The organism is Streptomyces sp. AHU1 (assembly GCF_045343905.1).
GTDB lineage: Bacteria > Actinomycetota > Actinomycetes > Streptomycetales > Streptomycetaceae > Streptomyces > Streptomyces triticiradicis.
In genome coordinates, this window is sequence record NZ_CP174283.1 from 2,223,047 (window position 1) to 2,242,230 (window position 19,184).

Here is a 19,184-nt window from a genome sequence, read left to right on the forward strand (position 1 = left end):
AAGTGCCATAAACTCGAAGCCTCTCGGCGACCAATGGAATTGAAGGCTCCGCAGTGCGGGGATTAGCGATTCATTGGAAATAAACATGATCCTGAGAGGAATCCCACATCACATCGTCATCACAAACCGAGTGAATCGGCCTGGGGCGCAGCTCACTCGCTGTAACGTCGATTGAGTGCGTACCGAACGAAACCTCACCCGTCTGGACCGGGTCTTCGCCCGGCTGGACCGTGAGCCGGAACGACCGGCCCACATCGATGTACCGAGGATGAGCCGGCACAGGGTCGTCCTCTTCGCGGCGACCCTGGCCTTCTACCTGGCGATCGTGTGGGCCGTGGCGATCACGTCCTGGCTGGTCCGGTTCGACTGGCAGGTCATGTTCTTCCGGCCCTACCAGCAGTGGCCGGAGATCCACGCGTTCCTGGACTACTACGTGGTGCTCGGCCAGCGCGGCCCCACCGCGGTGATGGTCGCCGCGTGGCTGGGCTGGCGCTCCTGGCGCCAGCACACGCTGCGCCCGCTGCTCACCCTGGGCGCGTCCCTGCTGCTGCTCAACATCACCGTCGGCGCCGCGAAGCTCGGCATGGGCCGTCTCGGCCCGCACTACGCCATCACCATCGGCTCGAACGAGATGGGTCTGGGCGGCGACATATTCCCCTCGGGTCACACCGCCAACGCCGTTGTGACCTGGGGGATCCTGGCCTATCTGGCGTCGACCCCGAGAGCCAGACGCTGGCTCTCGGCGCTGTCCGCCGTGACCTCGCTCGGCGTCGGCCTCACCACCGTGTACCTGGGTACGCACTGGCTGAGCGACGTGCTGCTGGGCTGGGCCGCCGGTCTGCTGATCCTGCTGGCGCTGCCCTGGTGCGAGCCGCTCATCGCCCGCTCCGAGGCCGGGATCTTCTCGCTCCGCGACCTGTGGCGCTCCCGTCGCGGCCGCGCGGCGACCGCGCCGCTCCCCGCTCCGGCCGTCGTACCGGTCATGTCCCCGCGGGCCGCCGCGGTGGACAGCGAGCCGCCGGCCCGCGAGACCGTCGCGTCCCGTCCGTCCAGATCCCCCGTCCACCTGGCTCCGGGCCCGCACACCGCCCGCTCGGAACGCACCCCGGTGACACCGGCGGGCAGCCGCCGACCACCCCACCCGGACCGTCCGGCACACCTGGACCGTCCGGCACGCGCGGCCGCCGCCGCGAAGGCCCGCCCGCTGACGGGCAGCTGATAGCCGCGGGGCCGGTACGCACAACCTCTCCCCGCGCCGCGAAGGCCCCGGCTCCTCGAGCCGGGGGCCTTCGCACGTCGCGCGGCGGCACTCAGCCCTTCCAGCAGCGCGTCACCGTGCCGTCCGTGACCTCGAAGTTCAGCCGCCCCACCAGGTACTCCATGGTGACGATCGCACCGGGCGGCAACGAACGCACCGTCGGCCAGCCGTGCTCCCGCGCGCGCTCCCGCGCACTGCTCACCTCCAGTCCGACATAGCTCTCCGGACTGTCCTGCGGTTCTGCGTGAGAGGGGGGAATGGGTGCCATGCCGCCACGTTAGGCGGCCCGCCCCCGGCGGCGGAAGGCCGATCGGCGGCCGAGCGGCATCCGTCCCCCGCCGGTCACACTTCTGTCACAAGACCACGACATGCGTTTCGCCGAACTCCATCACTCCCGCGAGGGACTCCTTCCGCGTTCCGCACGCCTTCGAACGTAATTCGGAGTCGGTGTCCGGACGCGGCGAATAGACCTGTGAAATGTGCGGAGCGGCACGTCGGCGCACGCTCGGTGATGCTTTTGCATTCCGGTCCCCTCCGATTCCGTCCCGCACCCCGGAAGCTGACGCCGCATAGGAAATACACGCTTCGGACACAGAACCCCCGCACGGGCGCCGTCGGCACCCGGGACTCCCGCTACGGCACCCGGGCCGCGCCCGGCACCCCCTCGGCCCCCGGCCTCCCGGGCTCCTGTCTCTCCAGTGCCCGGGACAGCCGGTCCCGGGCCGCCCTGATCACGTCGCCGAGCCCGGCGGGCTCCAGGATCTCGAACTCGAAGCCCAGCATCAGCACGTGGACGACCATGACGTCGAGGCTCGCCGCCCCGGTGCGCAGGACACAGCTGTCGTCGCCCGAGGCCTCCAGGGTCCCGTCGTGGGGCGAGAGCCGCGCGGCGGCCTCCTCCAGCGGCACCAGCAGCCGGACGACGGCGTTCGTGGCGTACGCGCCGGTGGAGACGCCCCGGGAGACGTACTCGGCCAGGTTCTCGGCGGGTGGCGTACGGGGCGTGAAGCGCGGTCCGTGCGGCGGCCTGGGCGTGATCCGATCGGCCCGGAACGTACGCCAGTCCTCACGGTCGGCGTCCCAGGCGACCAGGTACCAGCGGCGCTCGGTGCACACCAGCCGGTACGGCTCGACGGTCCGGCGCGTGGAGGAGCCCCCGTGATCGCGGTACTCGAAACGCAGCCGCTCGCTGTCGCGGCAGGCGTTGGCCAGTTCGGTGAGGACGGCGGGGTCGACGGCGGAGGCCTGCCGGCCGCGCAGCATCGGCACGGTGAAGGCGTTCAGCGCGCCGACCCTGCGCCGCAGCCGGCTCGGCAGGACCTGTTCCAGTTTGGCGAGGGCGCGTACGGAGGAGTCGCCGATGCCCTCGATGCCCTGACCGGCCGCCGTGCGCAGCCCCACGGCCACCGCGACGGCCTCGTCGTCGTCCAGGAGCAGCGGCGGCAGCTCGGCTCCCGCGCCGAGCTGGTAACCGCCGCCCGTGCCCGGGCTGGCGTTGACGGGATAGCCCAGCTCGCGCAGCCGCTCCACGTCGCGGCGGATCGTGCGCGCGGTGACGCCGAGGCGCCCGGCGAGGTCCGCGCCCGACCATTCGCGGTGGGCCTGCAGCAGCGACAGCAGGCGCAGCAGTCGTGCGGAGGTGTCCAACATGCCGCCGAGTCTGTCAGCCCTTGCGGACAGCCACTGTCCGCGAAGGAAGGGGATCGCGCCGGTCTCCCCGGCACTCCTCAGGGCCGGTAGGCGATCTGCGGTACGTCGAAGCAGTTCGTGTTCATGTCGCCCTGGGTGACCCAGCCCCTGCCGTCGCGCCAGCGGGCCACCGACAGGCAGGTCCGGCGCGTCCTCGGCGGCTCGGCCAGCCGCTCGTAGGTGACGGGGACCAGCAGTCCGCCCGCCGTGTAGGGCGCGCCCCGGTTCATGAACGCGTCGACGCAGCCCCGGGTGACGCCCGACGGGGGGCAGGACTTCGCCGCGTCCGTGAACCACCGTGCCGCGGCCCATCCCTCCAGCTGCCACTGGGAGTGGACCGGCAGCCCCTCGGTCGCGTCGCGGAACTCCCGTACGGCCGGGTCGCCGACGTCCTCGTAGTTCCGGCTCGCGCCCGTGGCCCACAGCGCGTTGCGGCAGCGCGGCGCGTCCTTGTAGTCCTCGGGCACGGTGGACGTCCAGTTCTGGACGTTGGTCACCTTGGCGGTGACACGGGCGCCGACGTCGTCCATGGCCTTGCAGAGCCGGGCGTTGCCGTGGGTGTCGAGGGCGTCGAAGACGAGGTCGGCGCCCTGCGCCTTCAGGTCGGCCGCGGCCGCGCGGAAGTCGGGCAGCGCGAAGTCGACCTGTTCCGGGACGACCCGGTAGCCCTCGGCCCTCAGTCCCTGGGTGACGAGGCGGGCGTAGGCGGCGGAGGCGGACTGGTTGTAGGAGACGACGGCGGCCGTCCGGGCGCCCTGGACGCGCTTGAAGTAGCGGTACACCTCGGTGCCGCCGTACAGCTCGCCGTTCCAGCCGGGGGTGCCCTCGCGCGGGGCCAGGCTGCCGTAGATCCCGTACAGGTGCGGATAGGTGTCGTAGGCGGCGCCGATGGGCTGGCCGCCGATGTCGGGCACGCCCGCGCGGGAGACCCGGGAGGCGCCCGCGTAGTCGAGGGCGGTGGTGGCGACGAGGGCGACGACCTCGTCCTCGTCGACGAGCCGGTGCACGCACTCGTTGTTGCCGACGCCGCTGCCGCCGTCGTCGCACGTCCGCACCTCGACCCGCCGTCCGTCGATGCCGCCCCGGGCGTCGAGCCGGTCGAAGAAGGCCTTCGCCCCGTCACGCGGTCCGGTGAAGGCGGAGCCGCCGACGGGGCTGGTGGCACTGCTGATGACACCGACGCGGATCGGCGCCGTGGACTGCCGGGGCGCGGGCGTGGCCCGGTCCTCGAAGTCGCTCTCGGGGAGCCGGCTGCCGCAGGCCGTGCCGATCAGGAGCAGCAGGCCCGCGACGGCGGCGCCGGTCGCCGTGCGCCGCACCGCCGGTCAGCAGCCCGGGACGGGGCTCGCCGAGGCGTTGCCGCTCAGCTGGACCAGCGCGCAGAGCGTCTTGGCGGAGACCTTCCAGGTGCCGTTCTGCTCGACGGCCGTCCCGGAGGCGTTCGGCAGGGCGGTGGCTCCCTGGAGGAGGAGCGTGTAGGTCACGTTCGCCTCGGTCGGCGAGGTGAACTCGATCTTCTGCACGTCCGCCTTCACCTGCTGACCGCGCTGGTCGCCGTTGAAGCCCTGCAGCACCGGGGCCATCTGCTCGCCGTTCTCCAAGACGGCCAGCTTCTCCTTCGCGGAGACGGCCGGGTCGAAGAACTTCTCCCAGTTCTGCTTGATCTCCTGCTGGGCCGCCGCCGGGTCGGCCGGAGCCGTGGCGGGCGGCGCGCTGGGGGAGTTCTTCACCGAGGGTGTGGACGACGAGGAACTCCCGCCGCCGTTGTCGCTGCACGCCGTGAGGGTCGCGGCGAGGACGAGCACCGCCCCCGCCGCCACCGCCCTGACGCGCCCCCGCCCGCGGTCGCTTCTGACGTTCCCCCGCCTGAGGTCGCTCCCGAGAACCATCTGGCTCACCACCGGGTGTCGGTCCGGGCCACAAGCGCCCGGTGCTTTCAGGGTCAGCTTCCAGGGGGCATAGTGCAAGCCATCGGCTGACATGGACAGATACCCGACGTGTGGGAGTCCGGATGCGGACAGCTCGACTGCGGAGCGTGCACCCCGTCCTGTGGGCCGGCTGGGCCGCCCTGGCCGCCGGGGCGGTGCTGTGCGTCATCGGCTGGTACGGCGTCTCGGGCGAGCGGTTCGCGGAACGCCAGCTCCCCTACCTCGCCTCCTGCACGGTGCCCGGCGCCGCGCTGATCATCGCCGGCGCGGTGCTGCTCGCCCACGGCGGCGACGCCTCTGCGGCGGCCCGCGTGGAGGAGCTGTACGGGCTGCTGGTGGCCGCCGGATCCGCCGACGACGGGGAGCCGGGGCCGGCGGCCGCGCCGGTGGCCGTGAGCGGCGACCTCCTCATGGTGCCCGGCGGCACCCTGTACCACCGCGCCGACTGCCCCCTGGTCGCCGGGAAGCCGGAGGCCGTGCCGGCCGACTCGCGCGTCCTCGCGAGCGGGGACCTGGGACCGTGCCCGATCTGCGAACCCGACGCCGAGGGCACCCCTTCCGACGGTGAGCCGCCCTCCCCCGCCTCCGGCGGCACGCCCCTCACCGGGCGGCCCGCCGCGCCCGGCCGCCCGTCGGCGCCCGACGGCCCGCCCGCCCCGGAGCGTCCGCCCACCGCCCCGGACGGCTGATGTCCTCGCTGACGTACGACCTCACCCTCGCCGGTCTCTCGATCGGTTCCGTCGCCGCGCTCACCGGGATCGGGCTGGTCGTCACCTACCGGGCCACCGGGGTGCTCAACTTCGCGCACGGCGCGATCGCGATGGTGTGCGCGTATCTGCTGCGCCAGTTCACGGTCGAGTGGGGCTGGCCGCTCGCGCTCGGCGCCCCGGTGACCCTGCTGCTGGTGGCCCCGGCGATCGGGCTGGTCCTGGAGCGCTTCGTGTTCCGGCCGCTGTCCCTCCTCGGCGGCGACCCGGCGCGGACCCTGGTCGCGAGCATCGGGGTCTTCGTCCTGCTGGTCGGCGGGGCGGCGCTCGTGTGGGGCACCGGCGCGCGGACGGACGCGCCGACGCTGGTGCCGGCCGACCCGTGGCGGCAGCTGGCGGTGGCCGTCGCGCTGGCCGCGGGCGTGGGCGCGGTGACGCGCCGGACCCGCTTCGGCACGGAGCTGCGGGCGGTCGTCGACGACCGCCCGCTCGCGGTGCTCGGCGGTGTCGACGCGGACCGGGTGGCCGCGGCGGGCTGGGCCTTCGGCTCGTTCACGGCGGGTCTGACGGGCGTGCTCCTCGCGCCGTACGTGCGGCTCGACCCGTACGGCCTGCCACTGCTCGTCATCGAGGTGATGGCGGTCGCCGTGGCGGCCCGGATGCGCAGTCTCCCCGTCGCCGTCGTGGTCGCGCTCGGCATCGGTGTCGCCCAGAGCCAGCTGACCCGGCTGCACCCCTCGGGCCCCGCGGGGCCGCTGCTGCAAGCGGTCGGCGCCAACCTCTTCGTGGTCGCGCTGCTCGTCGCCGCGCTCGTCCTGCCCGGCATCGGCACCCGTGCCGCGCTCCCCCGCCCGGTGACGGCGCGCGCGACGGCGCCGGGCGGGGCCTGGGCGGTGGCCGTCGTGCTGTTCCTGCTGCCCCTCGGGTTCGCGGGCTCGGACCTGCACACGTCGGTGCAGGTGCCCGCGCTCGGTGTCGTCCTGCTGTCGCTGGTCGTGGTCACCGGCCGCGGCGGCCAGATCTCGCTGGGACAGGCCGCGTACGCCGGTCTGGGCGCCCTGTTCACGGCGCTGCTGGCCGCGGGCCGGTTCCCGGGGCTGCCGCGGCTGCCCGAACTGGCCGCGCTGGCGGTGGCCGTGCTCCTGGTGGCCCCGCTCGGCGTGCTGACCGGGTGGCCGGCCATCAGGCGGCACGGCCTGGCGCTCGCGGTGGCCACCTTCGCGGTGGGCGTGGGCGTCAGCCGGTTCGTCTTCGAGCAGCCGTACGCGGTGGCCGGACTGTCCCTGGGCCGTCCGGCCGGATTCGGCGGGGACCGCGCGTACTACGTGCTCGAACTCGTCCTGCTGGCCGCCGCCCTGCTCGCCGCGCACACGCTGCGCCGGGGCCGGCCGGGCCGTGCCCTGGCCGCCCTGCGGGACCACGAGGCGGGCGCGTCGGCGGCGGGCGTCCGCGTCCCGGCCCTGAAACTGACCGCGTTCGTCGCGGGGGCCGCGCTGGCCGCGCTCGGCGGCGGCATGCTCGGCATGGGCCTGCGCGCCTTCGACGCCACCGAGTACGACCCGGTCCGGAGTCTGCTCTGGTTCGCGGCGGTCGTCGTGCTCGGCGCCGACAACGTCCTCGGCGCGCTCGTCGCCGCCGCCCTGCTGGTCGGGCTCGACGCGGGGGCCCGCGGCGGGGTGGCCGCCGCTCTGATCGGCCTCCTCGCCGTCCTCGTCGGCCGCTTCCCCGAGGGCCCCTACGAGGCGCTGCGCGCGGCGGTGTCCCGGCTCCGTCCCGAACGCCGGGCGACCCTGACCCCGGTGGGCCTCGCCGCCCGCCGCCACCTGCGCACCGCCGCCGGAGAGCGGCCCGGGCCGTCCGCGCCACCGCCCGCCGCGGCAGCCGTGGCGCCGGCCGGCACCGGCGGGCGCCCCCGACCACACCCGGGACCCGCCGCACCGGCCGGCGCCGACCGGGAACCCGCACCGCGCCCGGCTCCCGCCCCACCGACGGGCACCGGCCCGGAACCCGGCCCACGCCCGCGACCCACCACCCCGGCGGCCACTCGCCGAAGAGCCGGGCCGCGCACGGGACCCGCCGCGCCGGCCGGCGCGGGGAAGCCGTCGGGTGCCGGGGGCGGGCCGTCGCGGCGGGGGAAGACCGGAGCCGCCCTCCGCGGCGGCGCGGACCCGGGGACGCTCGCCGCCCGGGGGCTCCGTGTCGCCTACGGGGGATTCACCGCTCTCGACGGGGTGACCCTCGACGTCCCGCCGGGGCGGATCACCGCGGTCGCGGGGCCCAACGGAGCCGGGAAGAGCACCCTCTTCCACTGCCTCGCGGGGACGCTGCGCCCCTCCGGCGGACAGGTGCTGCTCGCGGGCCGGGACGTCACCCGGCTGGCGGCGCACGCGCGGACGCGGCTGGGGATCGCGCGGACCTTCCAGCAACTGGCGGTCTTCCCGTCGCTGACCGTGGCCGAGAACGTGCGCGTGGGCGCCGAGCAGGGCCGGATCGCCGACCCGGGCGCGGCGGAACGGGCGCTGCGGCTGTTCGGGCTGGACGGGCCGGTGCGGTCGCTGCCCGCGGCAGGGCTGCCGACCGGGACGCTCCGGCGCGTGGAACTGGCCCGGGCGCTCGCCGGGAGCCCCCGGGTGCTGCTGCTCGACGAACCCGCGGCCGGTCTCGACACCGGCGAGGTGAGCGCGCTGGCCCGGGTGCTGCGGGCGCTGGCCGCGGACGGCACGGCCCTCCTGGTCGTCGAGCACGATCTCGACCTGGTGGCCGACCTGGCCCACACCGTCCACGTCATGGCGGCCGGGCGGATCGTCGCCTCGGGACCCGCCGACCGTGTCCTGGACCCGGGGAGCGGCGGATGAGGATCGCCCTGCGCGACGCGCGCGTGCGCTACGGCCCCCTGGAGGCCCTGCACGGCGTGAGCCTGGTCGCCCCGGGCCCCGGTCTCACCGTGCTGCTGGGCCGCAACGGCTCCGGCCGTACGACCGTGCTGCGCGCCCTCGCCGGGGCCGTTCCGCTGTCGGGCGGCGCCGTCGTCTGGGACGGTGCCGACGTGACGCGCCTGCCCGCGTTCGAGCGGGCCCGGCGCGGACTGTGCCTCGTCCCGGAGCGCCGGGCCGTGTTCGGTTCGCTGACCGTCCGCGAGAACCTGGAGCTCGGGGCGGTCGGCCTCCCGGCCGCCCTGGAGGCCTACCCGCAGCTGGCACCGCTCCTGGACCGCCGCGCGGGCACCCTCTCCGGCGGCGAGCAGCGCATGCTGGCCCTGACCCGCGCCCTGTCGGCCCGCGCACGCGTGGTGCTCGTCGACGAACCCGCGCAGGGCATGTCCCCGCCGGTCGCGGCCCGGACGTACGCGCTGCTGGGCGCTCTCGACGCGTGTGTGGTGATCGCCGAGCAGCGGCTGCCGCCGGGACTGCGCGAGCGGGCGGGCCGGACGACGTACGTCCACGAACTGCGCCGCGGCGCGGTCGTGTTCAGTGGGGAGGCCGCCGAGACGACGGTGCGGAGCGGTGGGTCACCCGGTTCGAGTGGTGGACCGCCCGGTCGTGGACCGTCCGGTTCAGGTGCGGGCCGGACCGGGCGGGAGCCCCGGCGCGGGAGGCGCCCGCGGCCTTCGGGATGACCAGCCGGATGCCCTTGGCCAGCAGGTCCGGGCTGCCGCCGATCTTCTTCCTGTTGACGTTGTAGAGCGTCTGCCAGCCGCCCGCCACCCGGTACTTGCGGGCGATCGACGTGAGCGTCTCACCGGACTTCACCACGTGGAAGGGGCCCTGCAGCCCGTACGACCGGGAACAGGCGGGCCAGGCGCCCCAGCCCTGGGCGGCCAGCACCTTCTCCGCGATCTTGATCTGCTGGGCGCGGGTGGCGAGGTCGGCGCGGGAGGCGTAGGCGAGCCCGCCGAACCGGACCCAGGTGGACTGCAGGAACTGGAGCCCGCCGTAGTAGCCGTTCCCGGTGTTCGCGTGCCAGCGGCCGCCGCTCTCGCACTCGGCGAGACAGGCCCAGGGCCATTCCTCGTTCGCGCAGTCGCGGGCCCCCCTGACCGCCCCGGGGCCGGGGAGCGAGGGTGGTGCCGCGGCTCTCGCCTCGCAGGGAACGAGAACGGTCAGCACGGCGGCGGCCGCGGCCGCGTACCGCGCGCGTCCGCTCGGCAGCCCGGACGCGGTGTGTGCGGTCGGCGGAATCCGCCTGATCGGCATGAAGGACATCGCGCCACGCTAAGCAGCGCGGGCCGCTCCCCCGCCCAGCCCGCGCCCGGCACGCCCAGGGCCCCACCCGGTCGGACGACCGGATGGGGCCTTGTGCCCGGGACGAGGGGGAGCGTGGCTCAGATGTCGAGCCGCTGCCCGGGCACGATCAGGTCGGGATCACCGCCGATCACGGACTGGTTGGCGGCGTAGATCTTCCGCCAGGTGGTCCCGTGCCGCGCGGCGATGGCACTCAGGGTGTCGCCTTCGCGGACGGTGTAGTCGCCCCGGGACGAGCCGCGGCCGGTGTGGCCCGGCGCACGGTCCGGCGTCTTCGCCGGGACGGACCGCCGGGTCTGCTCGCGCGCCGGCCCGGAAGCGGACCTGGTGGCCGGCTTGGCGGCCGACTTGCCGGCCGACTTGCTGGTCGTCGATCCCGCGGACGACCCGGCGCCCGAGGAACCGGGCGCCTTCCCGTAGGCCCCGGCGCGGGCCGAGCAGGTGGGCCAGGCGCCCCACCCCTGTGCGCCCTGGACCTTGTTCGCGATGGCTATCTGCGCGCTCCTGGACGCCTTGTCGGCGGTCGGCGCGTACGCCGTGCCCCCGTAGGCGCGCCAGGTGCCGGCGGAGAACTGGAGCCCCCCGTAGTAGCCGTTGCCGGTGTTGATGTGCCAGTTGCCGCCGCTCTCGCACTGGGCGATGCGGTCCCACACTCCACTGTCGGCCGCGGCGGCGTCGCCGGTCGCGGCGAGCAGTCCGAGCGGGGCGAGCAGTGCCGCCCCGGCGAGGACCGCCGTCGTACGTGTCTTGTTCGCCGTACGAGCCTTGTGACCGTTCTCGTGAGTGCTATCGGCACATGCGGACATGTATTTCCCTCTCGAAACACCCGGGGTCCCCCAGGAAGGGGCGCGACGACCTGCGTGTAGGACGCGGCCGTCACGCTCCGACCCGTCCGCCGACGGCGTGCTGTGATCCGAGGAGGATCGGTCGGCGGACGTACCCGAGCGGTGCTCGTTGCACACGGCGGAGGAATCTATGGAGCCGGGCGCCCCGATATCAACCAACTCCTTGTCATTCGAGGCCAGTTAGCCGTTACCCCGGGTATCGTCGATTTTCGGCCACCCATTTCATTGGGTGATTTCCGGATTTGTCGACCTGCACCTCTTGCGATCTGTGACTCACTTCACCCATTCAACTTCCTTCGTACTCCTCGAAGTTGACTGGGAGTAACCAATTCCGGGGGCGCCTTCACCCTGGGCGTCGGATGGTTCGATTCCGTTCGCTCTCGGGCGTGACTCCGGCCACAGATCACCCGTTGACATCTTCATGAGCCGGGAACCCCCGGCTCATGGGCCGGGAGCCACCCGGCGCCGCCACGCACCGCATCCCGAGGAGCCACCGTGCCGCGCATGCTCGACGTCAGCGACGACGTACGCGCCGAGATCGGCGACGAAGAAGCCGACCGGCTGCTCGCCGGAGAGAACGCCCCCGGCAGTTACGACTGCACGTCGTGCCGCACCCCGGGCGACTCGGAACAGGAGCGCACCAGCACCGTCCTGTTCATCGGCGACGAGACCGCCGTCCTCGCCTTCGCCCACGCCACCTGCCTGCCCTCACAGGTCGTGCAGGTCACCGAGGAACAACTCCAGGGCGCCGTCCGCTCGATCCACCCCGACGGCGCGCCCGCCGACCTCGCCCCCGAACAGGCCGTGCTCGGCGTCACCAGCGGACTCGTCCTGATCAACGGCGAGCTGCACCCGGCGCTCGTCGTCGAGCCGACGGGGCCGATCGTCCGTCCCGGCTCGACCGACATCGGCGACGACTTCCTGCCCCTGCTGATCGAGCAGGGCTTCATGCCCGCGACCGAGCTGAACTCGGTGCCGCCCGTCCTGCACGGCTGGTCCGTACTGCTCGCGGCGGGCCAACTGCACGCCGTGCTCCAGCCGGGCGCCGGAGGCGGCTCGCCCGTCGCCTGGTGGCAGGCCCACCAGGCGCTCCAGGTCACCGACAGCTGGCGCGCCGCGGCCAACAAGCTCCAGCAGGTGCTCCTGTTCGCGGCGCCGGTCGGTTCGATCGGCCGTCAGCCCCGGGAGGACCTGCTGCGCGACGCGCTCGACAAGGCGGCGGCCAACGGCAAGCTGGTCGCGGCGGCGATGCCGCTCGCCGGCATCTGAGGCGGGCCCGCGGGGCAGGGCGGGGAACCGCGGGCGGGCGGCCGGGCAGGCCGCTCAGGGGTGCCCGCGCGGTTCTCCGCGCCCCCGCGCGCGCCGCTCACTCCGGACGGACCACGAAATGACCGTCCCGGCCGCATCCGTTGGACGGCCGGGTCGTTGGCACGTACGTGCACACCTACGACGTCCCCGGCCACCGGCCCTTCCAGCCGGTCCCTGCCTCTGGCTCCCCCCTCCGTTCGAGCAGAGAGGTGACGGCGTCGCGACCGGTGCATGATCCTCATCAGGGCGGCTCATCGGCCACGCCGATCTACGACGCGCTCCACGCCGAGTGGATCAGGGCGTTCAGGACCCTGCCCGGTGACCGGCACGGCGAGGAGAACCTGGACTTCAAGGCCTTCGGGATCCTCGGGCGCGGCCCGAACTCGTTCAGCTCCCCGGGCTCGTACAGCTCGTACAGCGCGGGGGCGCAGACGACCCGGCAGATCGCCGCGCAGCACGGACACACCACGACGACGACGGCCGTCTGGCAGCCGGGCGGCCGCCAGCACGGCACCGGCATGCACCACATCCCGGCCGCACTGCCGCCCGCCCCGCGCAGGGGCCTGTGAGCGGCGAGGTCCGCGAGCGGTGACGTGTGAGGGGCGGCTCCCCCGGGGAGCCGCCCCTCACACGTCACGCGTGGGCGTTACTTCTTCTTGTTGGTGCCGCGCTTCTCGCGCACCCGCACCGAGATGTGGAGCGGCGTGCCCTCGAAGCCGAACTCCTCGCGCAGCCGGCGCTCGATGAAGCGGCGGTAACCCGCCTCGATGAAGCCGGAGGCGAAGAGCACGAACCGCGGGGGCTTGGTGCCCGCCTGCGTACCGAACAGGATGCGGGGCTGCTTGCCGCCGCGGACCGGGTGCGGGTGGGCGGCGACCAGCTCGCCGAGGAAGGCGTTCAGACGGCCGGTCGGGACGCGGGTCTCCCAGCCCTCCAGGGCCGTCTCGATCGCCGGGACGAGCTTCTCCATGTGGCGGCCGGTGCGGGCCGAGACGTTCACCCGGGGCGCCCAGGCCACCTGGAGGAGCTCGGTCTCGATCTCCCGCTCCAGGTAGTAGCGGCGCTCCTCGTCGAGGGTGTCCCACTTGTTGAAGGCGAGGACGACGGCGCGGCCGGCCTCGACGGCCATGGTGACGATGCGCTGGTCCTGCACCGAGATGGTCTCGGACGCGTCGATCAGGATGACCGCGACCTCGGCCTTCTCGACGGCGGCGGCGGTGCGCAGCGAGGCGTAGTAGTCGGCGCCCTGCTGGAGGTGGACGCGCTTGCGGATGCCCGCCGTGTCGACGAACTTCCAGGTGATGCCGCCGAGTTCGATGAGCTCGTCGACCGGGTCCCGGGTGGTGCCCGCGAGCTCGTTGACGACCACGCGCTCCTCGCCCGCCACCTTGTTCAGCAGCGAGGACTTGCCGACGTTCGGGCGGCCGATGAGGGCGATGCGGCGGGGGCCGCCGACCGCGGTGCCGAAGGTCTGCGCCGGGGCCTCGGGCAGCGCCTCCAAAACGGCGTCGAGCATGTCGCCGGTGCCGCGGCCGTGCAGCGCGGAGACCGGGTGCGGCTCCCCGAGACCGAGGGACCACAGGTACGCGGCGTCGGACTCGCCGCTCATGCCGTCGACCTTGTTGGCGCACAGGACGACGGGCTTGCCGGCCTTGCGCAGGAGACGTACGACCGCCTCGTCCGTGTCGGTCGCGCCGACCTTGGCGTCGACGACGAAGACCACCGCGTCGGAGGCCTCGATCGCGTACTCCGCCTGGGCGGCGACGGACGCGTCGATGCCGAGGACGTCCTGCTCCCAGCCGCCGGTGTCGACGACCTTGAAGCGGCGGCCCGCCCACTCGGCCTCGTAGGTGACGCGGTCGCGGGTGACGCCGGGCTTGTCCTCGACGACCGCCTCGCGACGGCCGATGATGCGGTTGACCAGGGTCGACTTGCCGACGTTCGGGCGGCCGACGACGGCGAGGACGGGCAGCGGGCCGTGACCCGCCTCCTCGATCGCGCCCTCGACGTCCTCGATGTCGAAGCCCTCTTCCGCGGCGAGCTCCATGAACTCCGCGTACTCGGCATCGCCAAGCGCCCCGTGATCGTGCTCTGCCGAGCCGTCGGGCTGGATGTGGTCGTTCATGAAGTCCGTACCTCGTCGTTCATTCGTGGTGATCGGTGGAACGCCCGTGAACCGGGTGATCCACTACTAAGTGTCGTCTAACGCCCGGCGCGGCGCCCGGCGTTTTCCGTGCGTCCGGTCAGGTGTCTGGCGTGGTCCAGATGGGCGCTGAGCTGCTTCTGGATGCGGCCGGTGGCCTCGTCCAGTGCCTGTCGGGTGCGCCGGCCGCTGCCGTCGCCCGCTTCGAAGGGGTCGCCGAAGACGACGTCGACCCTGCTGCGCAGCGGGGGCAGCGCCTTGGTCAGCCGGCTGGTCCGCTCGGAACTCCCCAGCACCGCCACGGGGACGATCGGGGCTCCGCTGCGCACCGCGAAGTACGCGAGCCCGGCCCGCAGCGAGGCGAAGTCGCCCTCGCCCCGGGTGCCCTCCGGGAAGATCCCGAGGACCCCGCCGGAGGCCAGGACGCCGAGGGCGTCGGTGATGGCCGTGCGGTCGGCGATCTCCCGGTCGACCTTCAGCTGGCCGATGCCCAGCAGGAACGGGTCGAGCGGGCCGACGAACGCCTCCTTCTTGATCAGGAAGTGCGTGGGCCTGGGCGCGACGCCCATGACCATCGGCCCGTCGATGTTGTGCGAGTGGTTCACGGCGAGGATCGCCGGGCCGGTCGCGGGGACCTTCCAGGCGCCGAGCACGCGCGGCTTCCACAGTCCGTACATCAGGCCGACGCCGATGCGGCGTCCGACCTCGGCGCCTCTCGCGGAAGGTGCGCTCACGCGGCGGCCCGCTTCTCCTCGACGAGGGTGACGACACACTCGATGACCTGCTCGAGCGTGAGGTCGGAGGTGTCCACCTCGACCGCGTCGTCCGCCTTGGCGAGGGGCGAGGTCTTGCGGCTGGAGTCGGCCTCGTCCCGCTTGACCAGCGCCTCACGGGTCGCGTTGATGTCCGCGCCCTTCAGCTCGCCGCTGCGCCGGGCGGCACGGGCCTCCGGGGAGGCGGTGAGGAAGATCTTCAGGTCGGCGTCGGGCAGCACGGTGGTGCCGATGTCCCGGCCCTCGACGACTATGCCGGCCGGCGCGGACGCGGCGAGCGCGCGCTGCAGCTCGGTGATGCGGGCCCGCACCTCGGGCACGGCGCTGACCGCGCTGACCTTGGAGGTGACCTCCTGCGTACGGATCGGGCCGGCGACGTCGGTCCCGTCGACCGTGATGGTCGGCTCGGCCGGGTCGGTGCCGGAGACGATCTCCGGCTTCCCGGCGACGGCGGCGATCGCGGAGGGGTCCGTGATGTCGATGTCGTTGCTGACCATCCACCACGTGATGGCGCGGTACTGGGCCCCGGTGTCCAGGTAGCTCAGACCGAGCTTGGCGGCCACGGCCTTCGAGGTGCTCGACTTGCCCGTGCCGGAGGGGCCGTCGATGGCGACAATCACAGCCTGGGCGGTACGGGCGGCGCCGTTTTCCACGGTGGGAACACCTTCCTGGTGCGGGGTGGGGGTCTCTGCGGGGCGCGAGCGCGCCCCGCACAAGGTTACCGGCCCCGCGGACCCCGCATTACTGGCCCTTCCCGGCGGCGGTGCCACCGGCCCTTCCCGGCGGCGCCCTCACTGGCGCAGCGCCCAGCCCCGTTCCCGCAGCGCGGCGCCGAGGACCGGCACCGCCTTGGGCTCCACCATGAGCTGCACCAGACCGGCCTGCTGACCGGTGGCGTGCTCGATGCGTACGTCCTCGATGTTGACCCCGGCCATCCCCGCGTCGGCGAAGATGCGGGCGAGCTGACCGGGCTGGTCGTCGATGAGGACGGCCACGACCTCGTAGACGCGCGGCGCGGAGCCGTGCTTGCCGGGGACGCGGACCTGGCCCGCGTTGCCGCGGCGCAGGACGTCCTCGATGCCGCCGGCGCCCTCGCGGCGCTTGGCCTCGTCGGAGGACTGCAGGGCGCGCAGGGCCCGGACCGTCTCGTCGAGGTCGGCGGAGACGTCGGCGAGGAGGTCCGCGACGGGGCCCGGGTTCGCGGAGAGGATGTCGATCCACATCCGGGGGTCGGAGGCCGCGATCCGGGTCACGTCGCGGATGCCCTGCCCGCAGAGCCGTACCGCCGTCTCCTCGGCGTGCTCCAGGCGCGCGGCGACCATGCTGGACACCAGGTGCGGCATGTGCGAGACGAGCGCCACGGCGCGGTCGTGGGCGTCCGCGTCCATGACGACGGGCACGGCACGGCAGTGCGACACCAGTTCCAGGGCGAGGTTCAGGACCTCGGTGTCCGTGTCCCGGGTCGGGGTGAGCACCCAGGGCCGGCCCTCGAAGAGGTCACCGCTCGCGGCCAGCGGGCCGGACTTCTCGCGGCCCGACATGGGGTGCGTGCCGATGTACGGGGTGAGGTCGAGGCCGAGCGCCTCCAGCTCGCGGCGGGGACCGCCCTTGACGCTGGCGACGTCCAGGTATCCGCGGGCGAGACCGCGGCGCATGGCGTCCGCGAGGGTCGCGGCGACGTGCGCCGGCGGGGCGGCGACGATCGCGAGGTCGACCGGCCCCTCGGGGGCCTCGTCCGTGCCGGCGCCGAGCGCGGCCGCGGTACGGGCCTGCTCCGGGTCGTGGTCGGCGAGGTGGACGACGACGCCGCGGGCGGCGAGCGCGAGGGCCGCGGACGTGCCGATCAGCCCGGTTCCGATGACGAGCGCGGTCCTCACTGGGCGATGTCCTTGCGCAGGGCGCCAGCGGCGCCGAGGTAGACGTGCACGACGTCGGCGCGCGGCCGGTCGGACTCGATGTGCGCGAGGACCCGGACCACCCGGGGCATCGCGCCCTCGATGTCCAGCTCCTGCGCGCAGATCAGCGGGACGTCGACGATGCCGAGCTTGCGGGCCGCCGCGGCCGGGAAGTCGCTGTGCAGATCGGGGGTCGCCGTGAACCAGATGCTGATCAGGTCGTCCGTGGTCAGCGCGTTGCGCTCCAGGATGGCGGTGAGCAGCTCGCTGACCTGCTCGTCCATGTGGCCGGCCTCGTCCCGTTCCAGTTGGACGGCGCCCCGGACCGCTCGTACCGCCACGGTGATGCTCCTCGCTGATCTGTGTGCACGTCGTGTCACACCAGCGTAGTCAGCCCTCCGGGCGCGGGTGCGCGGCGCCCGCCTGACGAGACGGGGGCCGGGCGCCGGATCCGGCCAGCATCGGCGCCCGGCGACACCGGTGTCACCCGAATCGCCCCATTCCGCGCCGTCCGGTGGGAACGCGCCCGTGTGCCTCTGGACTCGGGCGCGCGCGTCCGCTCTCATGGCAGGAGACCCGCCCCCGGGGGAGGCACGGATGAAGCGACCAGGACCCCTTCTCACCCTTCTCGCGGGACTCGTGTTCGCCGTGTTCCTGCTGGTGCTCAACGCGACGACGGGGACGAAGAACGCGTCGAACCCGTACCGGCAGGCGTCGCCGGGCGTCTCGGTCTCGGCCACCGCGCCGACCGTCTCCACCTCGCCGTCACCGAGCCTCCCACCGAGCCCCTCGCCGTCCCGCAGCGCCGTTCCCGACGGCGACTACGCGGGCCGCACCGACGACGACACCTCCGCGGTCGCGGTCTCCCTGCGGGGCGGCAGGGCGATCGCGTACTTCTGCGACGGGCACGACAAGGAGTCCTGGCTGAAGGGCGACGTCGAGGCCGACGGCACGATGAAGCTCACGGGCGGGAACGGCGACGAACTGGACGGGACCCTCCAGGACCACAAACTGATCCGCGGCACCGCCGCCGTCGGCGGACAGCGGTACGCCTTCACGGCCGACAGGGCCGTCAAGCCCTCCGGCCTGTACCGGGCGACGGCCACCGTGCGCGGAGCGAAGATCGACGGCGGCTGGATCGTGCTGCCCGGCGGAAAGCAGGTCGGCGTCGTCGAGCGCGACGGCACGCCTTCGGCGGCACCGGAGATCGACCCGGAGACCGGTGCCGTGACGATCGACGGCCAGAAGATCGTCGCCCGTCCCGTCACCCCCTGACCTCCTCTGCCACAGGAGCCGTTCATGACCGTGGACCCGAACGCCGCCACCCAGGGCTTTCCCCCTCCGCCGCCCGGCCACGGCCGCCCGGGCGCGGCGCGCTATCTCGTCCCGGCCCTGGTCGCCGCGGCCGTCGCGGTCGGCCTCGGCGCCTACGGCAAGGTCCACGACCCCACGGGAACGGCCTTCAACCTCGCCGGTTTCAGCAGCACGGGCGCCGTGAAGTCCTGGCTGGCGACGACGGCGTTCTTCTTCGCCCTCGTCCAGCTCGTCTCGGCGCTCATGCTGTACGGAAAGCTGCCCGGCCCGGCGTGGGCGGCGGCGCTGCACCGGTGGTCGGGACGGATCGCGTTCCTGGTGGCGGTGCCGGTCGCGGTCCACTGCCTGTACGCGTTGGGCTATCAGACGTACAGCACCCGCGTCATGTGGCACTCGCTCCTGGGGTGCTTCTTCTTCGGTGCCTTCAGTGCCAAGATGCTGCTGCTCCGCTCGGAGCGCCTGCCCGGCTGGCTGCTGCCCGTCATCGGCGGCCTCGTCTTCACCGTGCTCACCGCCGTCTGGCTGACGTCCGCCTTCTGGTTCTTCCGCACGTTCGGAGTGACGACATGACCCACCGCTCGACGCGGCGCACGGTGATCCTCGCCACGGGGGCGTCCGCGCTGCTCGCGGGATGCAGCAAGTACGACAGCGGCGGCGGCTCCTCGGACTCGTCCCCGAAGGCCTCCAGCGGCCGGCAGCTCACCACGACGGGCGCCGTCCCGGTCGGCGGGGGCATGATCTTCAAGGACCAGAAGGTCGTCGTCACCCAGCCGGCGAAGGGTGACTTCAAGGCGTTCTCGGCGGTCTGCACGCACCAGGGGTGCCTCGTCGACAAGGTCGCGAACGGCACCATCGACTGTCCGTGCCACGGCAGCAGGTTCAGCGTCGAGGACGGGGCGGTGAAGAACGGTCCCGCGACGCGTCCGCTGCCCGCGGAGCAGATCACCGTGGAGGGAAACTCGATCCGCCTGGCGTGAGCGGGCCCGTACGCTCCCGGCATGCGCTCCGAACCTCCCGCACACCGGGCAGCCCCGGCCTCCCCCGCACCGGCGGTGTCCTCCGGGTCACCCGCCCCGGCCGTCT

18 protein-coding genes and 2 pseudogenes are annotated in these 19,184 nt (G+C 73.6%); 9 read left to right on the top strand and 11 right to left on the bottom strand.

The genetic code is table 11. From position 1 onward, the window contains the following. Positions 1–175: 175 nt before the first annotated feature. On the top strand, positions 176–1,219 hold the full coding sequence (locus ACICHK_RS10170; RefSeq protein ID WP_406836647.1) for a phosphatase PAP2 family protein: 1,044 nt from the start codon (positions 176–178) through the stop codon (positions 1,217–1,219). A gap of 91 nt (positions 1,220–1,310) precedes the next feature. On the opposite strand, the gene ACICHK_RS10175 is transcribed toward ACICHK_RS10170, so the two are convergent. The 4 genes from ACICHK_RS10175 to ACICHK_RS10190 all read right to left on the bottom strand — a co-directional run bounded on the left by ACICHK_RS10175 (position 1,311) and on the right by ACICHK_RS10190 (position 4,836). Then, on the bottom strand, positions 1,311–1,526 hold the full coding sequence (locus ACICHK_RS10175) for an I78 family peptidase inhibitor (protein WP_151474996.1): 216 nt from the start codon (positions 1,524–1,526) through the stop codon (positions 1,311–1,313). Positions 1,527–1,891: 365 nt separating this feature from the next. Further along, a complete protein-coding gene (locus ACICHK_RS10180; protein ID WP_406836648.1) occupies positions 1,892–2,908 on the bottom strand; it encodes a helix-turn-helix transcriptional regulator in 1,017 nt (338 codons plus the stop codon). 77 nt (positions 2,909–2,985) lie between these two features. Continuing rightward, positions 2,986–4,266: an ABC transporter substrate-binding protein gene (locus tag ACICHK_RS10185; protein WP_151474994.1), complete on the bottom strand. Its 1,281-nt coding sequence runs from the start codon at positions 4,264–4,266 to the stop codon at positions 2,986–2,988. A 6-nt stretch (positions 4,267–4,272) separates the two neighbouring features. Further along, positions 4,273–4,836, bottom strand: coding sequence for a hypothetical protein (locus ACICHK_RS10190; RefSeq protein WP_192582862.1), 564 nt, complete (start codon positions 4,834–4,836; stop codon positions 4,273–4,275). A gap of 122 nt (positions 4,837–4,958) precedes the next feature. Here ACICHK_RS10190 and ACICHK_RS10195 point away from each other — a divergent pair. From ACICHK_RS10195 to ACICHK_RS10205, 3 genes and pseudogenes are all read left to right on the top strand, one after another. Then, a pseudogene (locus tag ACICHK_RS10195) lies at positions 4,959–5,423 on the top strand (hypothetical protein); the annotation flags it as partial. A 140-nt stretch (positions 5,424–5,563) separates the two neighbouring features. After that, positions 5,564–8,437, top strand: a complete 2,874-nt coding sequence (locus ACICHK_RS10200; protein ID WP_406836649.1) for an ABC transporter permease subunit — start codon at positions 5,564–5,566, stop codon at positions 8,435–8,437. Beyond that, positions 8,434–9,198 carry an ABC transporter ATP-binding protein gene (locus tag ACICHK_RS10205; protein ID WP_406836650.1) on the top strand — a complete coding sequence of 255 codons (765 nt, stop codon included), beginning with the start codon at positions 8,434–8,436 and terminating at the stop codon, positions 9,196–9,198. Before ACICHK_RS10200 ends, ACICHK_RS10205 begins: the two co-directional genes overlap by 4 nt. 229 nt (positions 9,199–9,427) lie before the next feature. Here ACICHK_RS10205 and ACICHK_RS10210 read toward each other — a convergent pair. Continuing rightward, positions 9,428–9,784, bottom strand: a pseudogene (locus ACICHK_RS10210) (transglycosylase family protein); the annotation flags it as partial. A 119-nt stretch (positions 9,785–9,903) separates the two neighbouring features. Next, positions 9,904–10,629 (bottom strand): transglycosylase family protein, encoded by a 726-nt coding sequence (locus tag ACICHK_RS10215; protein ID WP_406836651.1) that lies wholly within the window; start codon positions 10,627–10,629, stop codon positions 9,904–9,906. Positions 10,630–11,163: 534 nt separating this feature from the next. Here ACICHK_RS10215 and ACICHK_RS10220 point away from each other — a divergent pair. Together ACICHK_RS10220 and ACICHK_RS10225 are read left to right on the top strand one after the other, a co-directional pair. Beyond that, a complete protein-coding gene (locus ACICHK_RS10220) occupies positions 11,164–11,937 on the top strand; it encodes a hypothetical protein (protein WP_151474674.1) in 774 nt (257 codons plus the stop codon). Positions 11,938–12,203: 266 nt separating this feature from the next. Next, complete coding sequence (locus ACICHK_RS10225) at positions 12,204–12,545, top strand: hypothetical protein (RefSeq protein WP_151474673.1); 342 nt, start codon at positions 12,204–12,206, stop codon at positions 12,543–12,545. A gap of 77 nt (positions 12,546–12,622) precedes the next feature. Here ACICHK_RS10225 and der read toward each other — a convergent pair whose 3' ends face one another. The 5 genes from der to aroH form a co-directional block, all read right to left on the bottom strand. After that, positions 12,623–14,101 carry a ribosome biogenesis GTPase Der gene (gene der / locus ACICHK_RS10230; protein WP_406836652.1) on the bottom strand — a complete coding sequence of 493 codons (1,479 nt, stop codon included), beginning with the start codon at positions 14,099–14,101 and terminating at the stop codon, positions 12,623–12,625. A 77-nt stretch (positions 14,102–14,178) separates the two neighbouring features. Then, entirely contained in the window at positions 14,179–14,892 is a 714-nt protein-coding gene (locus ACICHK_RS10235) for a lysophospholipid acyltransferase family protein (protein WP_404818697.1), read from the bottom strand. Next, on the bottom strand, positions 14,850–15,545 hold the full coding sequence (gene cmk / locus ACICHK_RS10240; RefSeq protein ID WP_151474671.1) for a (d)CMP kinase: 696 nt from the start codon (positions 15,543–15,545) through the stop codon (positions 14,850–14,852). The genes ACICHK_RS10235 and cmk overlap by 43 nt, the downstream gene beginning before the upstream one ends. Positions 15,546–15,683: 138 nt before the next feature. Next, positions 15,684–16,769, bottom strand: a complete 1,086-nt coding sequence (locus tag ACICHK_RS10245; RefSeq protein ID WP_103551489.1) for a prephenate dehydrogenase — start codon at positions 16,767–16,769, stop codon at positions 15,684–15,686. Then, a complete protein-coding gene (gene aroH / locus ACICHK_RS10250; protein ID WP_037628600.1) occupies positions 16,766–17,128 on the bottom strand; it encodes a chorismate mutase in 363 nt (120 codons plus the stop codon). Before aroH ends, ACICHK_RS10245 begins: the two co-directional genes overlap by 4 nt. 256 nt (positions 17,129–17,384) lie before the next feature. Here aroH and ACICHK_RS10255 point away from each other — a divergent pair, with 256 nt between their 5' ends. The 3 genes from ACICHK_RS10255 to ACICHK_RS10265 are packed head-to-tail and all read left to right on the top strand — an operon-like array spanning position 17,385 to position 19,078. Further along, positions 17,385–18,062 (top strand): hypothetical protein, encoded by a 678-nt coding sequence (locus tag ACICHK_RS10255; protein WP_406836653.1) that lies wholly within the window; start codon positions 17,385–17,387, stop codon positions 18,060–18,062. A gap of 24 nt (positions 18,063–18,086) precedes the next feature. Beyond that, positions 18,087–18,671, top strand: a complete 585-nt coding sequence (locus tag ACICHK_RS10260; RefSeq protein ID WP_151474668.1) for a DUF6529 family protein — start codon at positions 18,087–18,089, stop codon at positions 18,669–18,671. Then, positions 18,668–19,078 (top strand): Rieske (2Fe-2S) protein, encoded by a 411-nt coding sequence (locus ACICHK_RS10265; protein WP_406836654.1) that lies wholly within the window; start codon positions 18,668–18,670, stop codon positions 19,076–19,078. The genes ACICHK_RS10260 and ACICHK_RS10265 overlap by 4 nt, the downstream gene beginning before the upstream one ends. Positions 19,079–19,184 lie beyond the last annotated feature (106 nt).

What these genes read in the sequence shown, in the direction of transcription:
- ACICHK_RS10200 (WP_406836649.1), top strand. Translation starts at nt 5,564, where the DNA reads ATGTCCTCGCTGACGTACGACCTCACCCTCGCCGGTCTCTCGATCGGT.
- ACICHK_RS10205 (WP_406836650.1), top strand. Translation starts at nt 8,434, where the DNA reads ATGAGGATCGCCCTGCGCGACGCGCGCGTGCGCTACGGCCCCCTGGAG.
- ACICHK_RS10180 (WP_406836648.1), bottom strand. Translation starts at nt 2,908, where the DNA reads ATGTTGGACACCTCCGCACGACTGCTGCGCCTGCTGTCGCTGCTGCAG.
- ACICHK_RS10190 (WP_192582862.1), bottom strand. Translation starts at nt 4,836, where the DNA reads ATGGTTCTCGGGAGCGACCTCAGGCGGGGGAACGTCAGAAGCGACCGC.
- der (WP_406836652.1), bottom strand. Translation starts at nt 14,101, where the DNA reads ATGAACGACCACATCCAGCCCGACGGCTCGGCAGAGCACGATCACGGG.
- ACICHK_RS10215 (WP_406836651.1), bottom strand. Translation starts at nt 10,629, where the DNA reads ATGTCCGCATGTGCCGATAGCACTCACGAGAACGGTCACAAGGCTCGT.
- ACICHK_RS10265 (WP_406836654.1), top strand. Translation starts at nt 18,668, where the DNA reads ATGACCCACCGCTCGACGCGGCGCACGGTGATCCTCGCCACGGGGGCG.
- ACICHK_RS10260 (WP_151474668.1), top strand. Translation starts at nt 18,087, where the DNA reads ATGACCGTGGACCCGAACGCCGCCACCCAGGGCTTTCCCCCTCCGCCG.
- ACICHK_RS10175 (WP_151474996.1), bottom strand. Translation starts at nt 1,526, where the DNA reads ATGGCACCCATTCCCCCCTCTCACGCAGAACCGCAGGACAGTCCGGAG.
- ACICHK_RS10255 (WP_406836653.1), top strand. Translation starts at nt 17,385, where the DNA reads ATGAAGCGACCAGGACCCCTTCTCACCCTTCTCGCGGGACTCGTGTTC.